General features: G+C 75.2%; 2 protein-coding genes. Both read left to right on the forward strand.

What is annotated here, in order from left to right:
* Positions 1 to 501, forward strand: a 501-nt coding sequence (locus ACFWN1_RS28470; RefSeq protein ID WP_384367959.1) for a phosphopantetheine-binding protein, incomplete at its 5' end; no start/stop codon positions are given.
* A partial coding sequence (locus ACFWN1_RS28475) for an amino acid adenylation domain-containing protein (protein WP_384367961.1) occupies positions 498 to 10,386 on the forward strand: 9,889 nt, incomplete at its 3' end. The genes ACFWN1_RS28470 and ACFWN1_RS28475, both read left to right, overlap by 4 nt.

Consider the following 10,386-nt stretch of genomic DNA (forward strand, 5'->3'; position numbering starts at 1 on the left):
GGTCTGGCCCGGAGTCTGCCCGAGTACATGGTGCCGCTGGTGGCCGTCGTGGACGCGCTGCCCGTCACGCCGAACGGCAAGCTCGACCGCCGGGCCCTGCCCGCGCCGGCCGCCGCGCCGACCGGGCACGAACCGCCGGACGGCGAGATCGAGGAGCTGGTGGCGGCCGTGTGGAGCGCGGTCCTCGGTGTCGAGGGCGTCGGACGCCACGACGACTTCTTCGCCCTCGGCGGTCACTCGCTGAGCGCCACCAGGGTCGCGGCGCGGCTGCGCCGGTCGCTGGCCTTCGAGCTGCCCCTGCACACCCTGTTCGAGCAGCGGACCGTCGCCGCGCTCGCCGCGGCGGTCGAGACCGCCCTCCTCGCCGACATAGCCGCCTCGACACCGGACGACGCGCTGCCCCCCGCGTCCGCGACACCCCCGGTGCGTCCGACACCCCCCACGTCGAGCCCGTCCCACACGGCTTCCGTGGCCCACGCTTCGCAGGGAGAGACCTCGTGACCATCCAGGAGAGCACGCCGGGCGCCACCGACAGCCGGCTGGCCGCCGCCCGGGAGCTGATGCGCAGCCGGGTGCGGTCGGCCCTGGCCGACGCGTCGGCGGGCACGGGCGGCACGCCCGATCGCACCGCGCCCTCGCCGGCGGCTCCCGCGGCTTCCGCGGCGCCGCACGCCCCCGCACCGCTCGTCGCCTCGTTCGCCCAGGAGCGCATGTGGCTGGTGGACCGGATGCGGGGCGGCGCGTCCGGCTACGCGATACCCGAGGTCGTCAGGCTCCGCGGCCCGCTGCGCCGGGATCTGCTGCGGCGGAGTCTGACCGCCGTCGTCGGACGTCACGCACCGCTGCGGACGGTGTTCGAGGAGCGGGACGGTCGACCGGTCCCGGTCGTGCTGCCCGCCCCCGACGAGGTGCCACTCGCGCTGCTCGACCTCGGCACGGCCGGCGCGACCACGGCGGGTGCCGGCGCTCCCGAGGCGGACGCCGAGCTGCGGGCGCTGGAGCTGGCCCGGGAGGAGGCCCGCAGGCCCTTCGACCTGACCGCCGGGCCGCTGCTGCGCGCCCTGCTGATCCGCCTCGGCGCGGACGACCACGTGCTGGTGCTGGTGGTGCACCACATCGCCACCGACGGCTGGTCCATGTCCCTGCTGTGGCAGGAGCTGTCCGAGGGCTACGCCGCCCTGCTGCGGGACGTGCCGCCGCGCGTCCCCGACCTGCCGGTCACCTACCAGGACCACGCCCGCGGCGAGCGGGAGCGCCTGGCGAGCGGCGCCATGGACGCCGGGCTGCGGCACTGGGAGGAGCGGCTGTCCGGTCTGGACCCGCTGGAGCTGCCGGCGGACCGGCCGCGGCCCACCCGTCGCAGCGGCGGGGGGCACAGTCTCCCGTTCACCCTCGACCAGCAGCTCACCGACCAGCTGCGCCGGCTGGCCGAGGCTCGTGGGGTCACCCTGTTCATGACGCTGCTCGCCGCCTTCCAGGCAGTCCTGGCTCGCGTGTCGGGTCGTACGGACATCGCCGTCGGCACGCCGGTCGCGAACCGCGACCGGGTCGAACTGGAGCCGCTGATCGGCTTCTTCGTCAACACCCTGGTACTGCGCACCGACCTGTCGGGCGACATCGGCTTCCGGGAGCTGCTGGGCCGCGTCCGACGGGTGTCACTGGAGGCGTACGACCATCAGGAGGTGCCGTTCGACCGGCTGGTGGAGCGCCTGCGCCCGGAGCGGTCCGGTGACATGAACCCGTTGGTGCAGGTCATGTTCGCCGCGGCGAGCGAGGAGACCGCGGCGCTGCGCCTGCCGGGGGTGGCCGTCGAGACCGTGGCGTGCGACTTCGGCGCCTCGCTGTTCGACCTGAACGTGTTCGTCTCCGAGGGAGCCGACCGCTGCACCGGCTCGCTGGTCGTCGACAGCGACCTCTTCGACCCGGCCACCGCCGAACTGCTGCTCGGCCACTATCTGGACCTGCTGTCGGCGGTCGTGGAGGCCCCCGAGCGCCCGCTCGCGGAGCTGCTGCCCGGCGACGAGTCCGCCGCCCGTCTCGTCGCCGCGGGTCACGGGCCGGTGCGCGAGGACCTGGCGCCGGCCGCGCCGGCCGAGCTGTTCGCCGAGCAGGTCCGGCGCTCCCCCGGGGCGACGGCTGTGGTCTGCGGCGACGACCGGCTCACCTACGCCGAACTCGACGCCCGCTCGGACGCCTTGGCGTCCCGGCTGCGGGCGGACGGGGTGGACCGCGAGACGCCCGTGGCGCTGTTGATGGACCGCTCGGTGCACGTACCGGTCGCCATGCTGGCCGTGCTCAAGGCGGGCGGCGCGTACGTACCGCTCAACCCGGCGTTCCCCGTACCGCGGCTGCACTGGATGCTGGAGCACACCGGTGTGCGCCTCATGCTCACCGACGCCGCCCTGGCCTGCCACGAGGCCGTCGCGGGGTCACCCGTGCCGATGCTCGACGCCACCGAGGACCCCGCGCCCGGAACGGACGGCACCACCTGGACCGGGACGGTGGCGCACACACCCGTCCGGCCGGCCGGTGTGCTCTGCGCACCCGACCAGCTCGCCTACGTCATGTACACCTCCGGCTCGACGGGTGAGCCCAAGGGCATCGGCGTGACCCAGGGGAACATCGCGGCCCTCGCGCGGGACTCCGCCTTCGGCGGGGCCCACCGCCGGGTCCTCGCCCATGCGCCGCTCGCCTTCGACGCCTCCACGTACGAGATGTGGACGCCGCTGCTGACCGGCGGCACCGTGGTCCTGGCACCGCCTGGGCGGATCGGCGCCGACACGCTGGCCCGGCTGGTGCGCGAGCACCGGATCACCGCGCTGTTCCTGACCGCCGCTCTCTTCGACGTCGTCGTAGAGGAGCGCGTGGAACTGCTCACGGAGCTGCGCGAGGTGTGGACCGGCGGTGAGGCCGCGAATCCCGTGTCCTTCCGGCGGGCCCTGGAGGCCGCTCCGGGCACGGTGCTGGTGAACGGCTACGGTCCCACCGAGACCACCACGTTCGCCACGGCCTACCGGCTGGACGGCGGGGACGGCAGCGCGGTGGAGGGCCGGGTGCCGATCGGCTCGGCGCTGGACGACACCCGGCTGTACGTGCTCGACGAGCGCGGGCGTCCGGTGCCGGAGGGCGCGGTCGGCGAGCTATGCGTGGGCGGCACCGGCGTCGCCCGCGGTTACGTCGGCCGGCCGGGCCTGACGGCGGACAGGTTCGCCGTCGACCCCTACGGTCCGCCCGGGGCCCGGATGTACCGCACCGGGGACCTGGCCAGGCGGCGTCCGGACGGCACCGTCGACTACCTGGGCCGCGCCGACCAGCAGGTGAAGATCCGCGGATTCCGCATCGAGCCCGGTGAGATCGAGGCCGAGCTGATCCGGTGCCCGGCTGTGAGCCGCGCAGCCGTGGTGGTCCGCGAGGAGACGCCGGGTGAACCGTGCCTGGTCGCCTATGTGGTGGCCACGCCCGGCGCGGACGCCGTCCCCGAGGAGCTGCGCCGCGCGCTCGCCCGGCGGCTGCCCGCGTACATGCTGCCCACCGCGATCGTGCCGCTGCCTCGGTTGCCGCTGACGCCCAACGGCAAGCTCGACCGGCGCGCCCTGCCCTCGCCCGGTGAGCACGGCCCGCGCAGGGCCGAGTTCGCGGAGCCGCGCACGGAGAGCGAACAGCTCGCCGCCGCGGTGTGGGGCGAGGTGCTGGGCACCGGTCGCGTCGGCCGGCACGACGACTTCTTCGCCCTCGGCGGGCACTCCCTGCGCGCCACCCGGGCGGTGTCGCGCCTGGGCGTGCGGCTGGGTGCGGAGGTGCCGCTGCGGCTGTTGTTCGAGCACCCGGTGCTGGAGCGGTTCGCCGCCGCGCTGGACGCGTTGCGGCTCGACACCCAGGGCACCGTCGCCGAGCGGGTCGGGCCGCGTCCCACCGGGAGCCCCGCGCCGCTGTCCTTCGCTCAGCAGCGCCTGTGGTTCGTGGACCAGCTCCAGCCGGGCCGCCCGGACTACAACATCCCGGTCGCCGTGCGTCTGGAGGGGGCCCTCGACACGGCCGCCCTGCTGGACGCGCTGCGCGCCGTGGTCACGCGGCACGAGGTGCTGCGTTCGCGGCTGGTCGAAGGTGCGGACGGTCCCGTACAGCTGGTGGAGCCGGCCGAGGTGTTCGCACCGCTCCACACGGATCTCGGTGCGCTGCCGGCCGAGGAGGCCCGGTCGCGGGCCCTCGGTCTGGCGCACGCGGACGCCGCCGCACCCTTCGATCTGACCCGGGCTCCGCTGCTACGGGCCCGTCTGGTGCGTGTCGGCGCCGAGGAGCACCTCCTCGTCCTCGTCCTGCACCACACCGTGGCCGACGGCTGGTCGATGCCCGTGCTGTGGCGGGAGCTGTCGGAGGGCTACGCGGCCCTGCGGAGCGGTCGCCGCCCCGAACAGCCCGCCCTGCCGGTCCAGTACGGCGACTACGCGCACTGGCAGCAGCGCCGGCTGGCGGAGGGCGCGGCCGACCGGGGCATCGCTCACTGGCTGGAGCGGCTCGCGGATCTGCCCGCGCTGGAACTGCCCACGGACCGGCCGCGGCCGCACACGCGCTCCGGCGCGGGCGGGACGCTGACGTTCGAGCTGGGGCCGGAGCTGGCCGGGCGGCTGGGCGCTCTCGCCCGGGACCGGGGAGCGACGCTCTTCATGGTGCTGCTCGCCGGCTTCCAGGCCCTCCTGGTCCGGTGGACGGGGCAGCACGACCTGGCCGTCGGTTCTCCGGTGGCGGGCCGGGACCGCACCGAGCTGGAGCCGCTCATCGGGTTCTTCGTGAACACGCTGGTGCTGCGCACCGATCTGTCCGGCGACCCGACCTTCGCCGAGGCCGTGAGCCGGGTCCGGGAGACGGCGCTGGCGGCGTTCGAGCACAGGGACGTGCCCTTCGACCGCCTGGTGGAGGAGCTGCGCCCGGAGCGCGACCTGAGCCGCAACCCGCTCTTCGACGTCCTTTTCCAGCTGCACCCCGAACAGTTGGACACCCTGCCCCTGGAGGGCCTGCGCACCGCCTCGCTGGACACCGCGAACGGCACCGCCAAGTTCGACCTGAGCCTCGCCCTCACCGAGCACCCGGCCGGCCTGACGGGCACTCTGAGCTACGCCTCGGACCTGTTCGACCACGCCACGATGGAACGGTTCGCCGGGCACTACACGCGTCTGCTGCGCTCCGCCACGACCGGCCCGGATGTGCCGCTGTCCCGACTTGAGGTGCTGTCGGCGGCGGAGCGCGCCGCACTCCTCGGCGCGGACACGCCCGGCGAGCGAGTGCTGCCCGGCCGAGCGGGGACTCTGCACGCCTTGGTCGAGGAGCAGACCCGCCGCCGGCCCGATGCGGTAGCGGTGACCTGCGCGGGGCGCTCCCTCACGTACGGCGAGCTGGACGCCGCCGCCAACCGGCTCGCCCGGCGGCTGCGGCAGCTGGGCGTCGGCGCGGGGTCGACGGCCGCCGTCATGACCGGACGCGCCACCCGGACGGTCGTCGCCGTCCTGGCCGTCCTCAAGGCCGGCGCGGCGTACGTGCCGGTGGACCCCGGTCAGCCGGCCGAGCGCGTCCGCACGGTCCTCGCCGACAGCGCCGCGCGGGTGGCGTTGGCGGACGGGTCGTCGGCCGGGACCGACGGGCTCTTCGACGGGGTGACGCTGCTGGACCTGGACCGGGAGCAGCCGCTGATCGACACTCTGCCGTCGACGCCGCCGCCCGCCGAGGCCGGCCCCGACGACCTCGCCTATCTGCTCTACACCTCGGGCTCCACCGGCCGTCCGAAGGGCGTCGCGGTGCCGCACGCCGCGATCACGGGCTATCTGGCCGCGCTCACCGGCACGTTCCGGCTCGGCGAGGAGGACACCGTCCTCGCGCGGACCGCCCTCACCTTCGACCCGTCGGTGCGCGACCTGTTCGCCCCCCTGACGACGGGCGGCCGCGTCGTGCTGGCCACCGGCGAGGAGGCGGACGACCCCGACGCCCTGGCCTGCCTGCTGCACACCGAGCGGATCACCGCGGTCCTGTCCGTCGTGCCGTCCATGCTCGCCCTCGTCGTGGCCGCGTCGCCGGGCCCGTCCGCGGACCTGCGCCTGGTGCTGACGACCGGCGAGGCGCTCACCGCACCGCTCGCCGACGCGGCGCGGACGCTGGGCCGGCGGGACCGGCTGCGGCTGGTCAACCAGTACGGTCCCACCGAGTGCACCAACACCACGACCTACCACGTCGTCTCGGACGAGGACGTGGCGCGCGGGCGCGTCCCGATCGGCAGGCCGCTGCCCGGCGCACGGGTGCGTGTCCTGGGTCCGCGCATGGAACTGCTGCCGGCGGGCGCCGTCGGGGAGTTGTACATCGCCGGGCGGGGTGTGGCCCGCGGCTACCTCGGCGACCCCCGGCGCACCGCGTCGGCCTACCTGGCCGACCCCTACGGTCCCCCGGGCAGCCGCATGTACCGGACCGGTGACCTGGCCCGGCTGCGGGCGGACGGGGTGCTGGAGTTCCACGGCCGGCGCGACAACCAGGTGAAGGTGCGCGGGCACCGGGTGGAGCTGGGCGAGGTCGAGGCCGCGGTGCAGCGGCACCCGGCGGTGGCCCGCACGGCGGTGGTCGCGCACGGCACCGGCGCCGACCGTGCGCTGGTCGCCTACGTGGAGTGGGGCGCGCAGGGAGCGCCGCACGGCGGGCCGGCGGAGGTGCTGGACACCGTGCGCTCGGTACTGCCGGCGGCGCTGGTGCCGTCGTCGGTGATGGTCCTGGACTCGCTGCCGCTGACGCCCAACGGAAAGACGGACCGCAAGGCGCTGCCCGCTCCCGCGCCCGCCGGGGGCGGTGCGGGCCGGCCGCACCTCGCGCCCCGGACGGCGCTGGAGCGTACGGTCGTCCAGGTCTGGGAGGAGATCCTCGGGGACGGCCCCATCGGTCTCCGGGACCACTTCTTCGAGCGGGGCGGGCACTCCCTGAGGGCCACGCGGGTGGTGTCGCGGCTGCGCCGGTTGCTGGGTCTGGACGTGCCGATGCGGTCCCTGTTCCGCCACCCGGTCGCCGAGGACTTCGCCCGCGCCCTCGCCTCCCTCGGCGCGGACCAGGAGCCGGGTATCCCGGTGCTGCCGCCAGGGCCGTCGCCGCTCTCCTTCGGCCAGCAGCGGCTGTGGCTGCTGGACCGTCTGCAACCGGGCCGCCCGGACTACAACATGCCCGGCGCGACGCGGCTGACGGGTGCCCTCGACGTGTCCGCAGCCCTGGACGCCCTGCGGGACGTCGTGGCCCGGCACGAGGTGCTGCGATCCCGTGTCGAGGAGGGTGGTCCCGGCGGGTCCGCCCGACTGGTGACCGAACCGGCAGGCGTGTTCGAACCGGTCTTCACGGACCTGTCCGACGACCACGCCGAGGCGGCGGTCCGCCGGGCCATGGAGCTGGCCGGCGCGGACGCCGTACTGCCCTTCGACCTGACCCGCGCGCCGCTGATCCGCGCCCGGCTGATCCGCACCGCGCCACGCGAGCACCTGCTCGTGGTCGTCGCCCACCACGCCGCGTTCGACGGGTGGTCGGCCGGAGTGTTCTGGCGGGACTTCTTCGCCGCCTATCGCGCGCGGACCGGGGAGAGCGCGGAGGAGCCTCCGGCCCTCACGGTCTCCTACCGCGACTTCGCCGCCTGGCAGCGTGACCGGCTCAGCGGCGAGCTGCTGGAGCGGCGGCTCGCGTACTGGCGGGAACGGCTGGCGGGGCTCGCTCCGCTCGAACTCCCCACGGACCGCCCGCGTCCGGCCATCGCCTCGGGGCGGGGCGACCGGTACTCCTTCACCGTTCCCGCCCCCCTCGTGGAGCGGCTGCGCGCGCTGGGCCGGGACCGCGAGGCGACCCTCTTCATGGTGCTGCTGGCCGGCGTCCAGACCCTGTTGGGGCGTTGGGCGGGCACGCACGATGTGGCCGTCGGTTCGCCCGTCGCGGGCCGGGACCGGGCTGAGCTCGAGCCGCTGGTGGGCTTCTTCGTCAACAACCTCGTCCTGCGCGGGGACCTCTCCGACGACCCGGCCTTCACCGGCCTCGTGGACCGGGCGCGGGACACGGCGCTGGAGGCGTACGCCCACCAGGAGGTGCCGTTCGAGCGGCTGGTGGAGGAGCTGCGCCCGGAGCGCGACCTGAGCCGCAACCCGCTGTTCCAGGTGATGCTGGTCCTCAACGAGGAGCCCGCACCGCCGGCCGTGCCTGCGGCGATCACCGCCGAGCCGTGCGAACTGGCGGGCGCTGCCTCGAAGTTCGACCTGTCGCTGTACTTCACCGAGGAAGCGGGTGAGTTGCACGGCGAGGCCGTGTTCGCCACCGACCTCTTCGACCGGCCGAGTGTGGCCCGGATGACGGCGGCCCTTCTGGAGCTGCTGTCCGCGGCCGTGGTGGCACCGGAGACCCGCGTCGGTTCCCTCGCGCTGCTCCCGGCGGGCGGGGAACGGGAGTCAGCCACCCGGTGGAACGACACCGCCGAGGAGGTCCCGGACACGCCGTTGCACGAGCGCGTCCGGGAGCAGACCGTCCGGACACCGGACGCGGTGGCCGTGGACGACGGCCACCGACGGCTCGTCTACGCGAGCCTGTGGGACCTCTCCGGCCGGGTCGCCGGCCGGCTGGCCGCGCTCGGCGCGGGCCCCGGCGCGGCGGTCGCCGTGAGCGTCGACCGGTCCGTGCTGCTGCCGGTCGCTCTGCTGGGCGTGTTGCGCAGCGGCGCACGGTACGTTCCGGTCGACCCGGGATATCCCGCCGAGCGGATCGGGCACATGCTGTCGGACAGCGGCGCGCGCCTGCTGATCGCCTCGGACGGCCCCGGCGGAACACCGCCGGTCCCGGGTGGGGTGCGGGTGCTGGACATCGCCGACCTGGTCGGCGACGGTGCGGCCGCCCCGGAGGCGCAGCCGGGCGCCGTGCACCCGGAGGACCTGGCGTACGTGCTGTACACGTCCGGTTCCACCGGCCGGCCCAAGGGTGTGATGGTGTCGCACCGGGCGCTGGCCAACTTCACGCACGACATGGTGCGCAGGGTCGGGACAGGGCCCGGCGACATCGTCGCCGCCGTCACCACCGCGTCCTTCGACATCGCCGTGCTGGAGCTGCTGGTGCCGCTGACCTGCGGGGCGCGGGTGCGGGTCGTGGACCGTGAGACCGCCAGGGACGGCAGGCTGCTGGCCAAGGAGCTGGACTCGGCCGGGGCGACGGTCGTCCAGGCCACGCCGGCCACCTGGCACCAGCTGATGGCGGCCGGCTGGCAGAACCCGCTGGTCCGCGCGCTGTGCGGCGGCGAGGCACTGCCGACGGCGCTCGCCGAGCGGATGCGCGCGGCCCTGGGCGTCGTCTGGAACGTGTACGGGCCGACGGAGACCACCGTCTGGTCGACGGCGCACCGGCTCTCCCCCGAGGACCGCGGCGGACCGGCGCCGATCGGCGGGGCGCTCGCCAACACCCGGCTGCACGTGCTCGACGACCGGCTGCGGCCGCTGCCGGTGGGAGTCTTCGGCGAGCTGTACATCGGCGGGGACGGACTCGCCCGCGGCTACCACGGTCGCCCCGCTCTGACCGCGGAGCGGTTCGTCGCCGACCCCTTCGACGACGGCGGCCGGCTCTATCGCACGGGTGACCTGGTGCGCAGGCTGCCCGACGGCGGCCTGGAGTACCGGGGCCGGGCGGACGGACAGGTCAAGCTGCGCGGTCACCGCATCGAGCTGGGCGAGATCGAGGCGGCGCTCGCCCGCCGCCCCGAGGTCGCCGCGGCTGCCGCCGCGGTGCACGGGAGCGGTGTGGACGCGGTCCTCGTCGGCTATGTGATCTGGCGGGACGCGGACGGCGACCCGGCAAGGCTGCGCGACATCCTGCGGCAGGAGCTGCCGGCCCCGATGGTACCCGGCGTGCTCACCACGCTGGAACGGCTGCCCCTCACCCCGAACGGAAAGCTCGACCGCCGGGCCCTGCCCGCTCCGGCGCCGGGGGCCGACCGCGCCCGGGACACGCCTCGGGTGGCTCCGCGCGACGCGACCGAGCTGCGGATGGCCCGGCTGTGGGAGAGAGTGCTCGGCACCGGCCCGGTCGGCGTCAGGGACGACTTCTTCGCCATGGGCGGCCACTCCCTGAAGGCGTTCGAGCTGATGTCGGCCGTGGGCGGGGAGTTCGGGGTGGAACTCCCCCTGAACCTGATCTTCCGCAGGCCGACGGTCGAGCTGCTCTGCGAGGCGCTGCCGGAGGCCGCCGCCGCGTCCGGCCGGCTGCTGGTGCCGCTCTCCGACGGCGACGGCGACCGTCCCCCGCTGATCCTGTTCCATCCGCGCGCCGGCGAAGTCGTCTGCTACCTGGACCTCGTCCGGGAACTGGCGGAGACCTCCGACGGCTCCCGGCGGGTGCTCGGCGTGGAGG

This window comes from Streptomyces sp. NPDC058459, assembly GCF_042721685.1.
Taxonomy (GTDB): domain Bacteria; phylum Actinomycetota; class Actinomycetes; order Streptomycetales; family Streptomycetaceae; genus Streptomyces.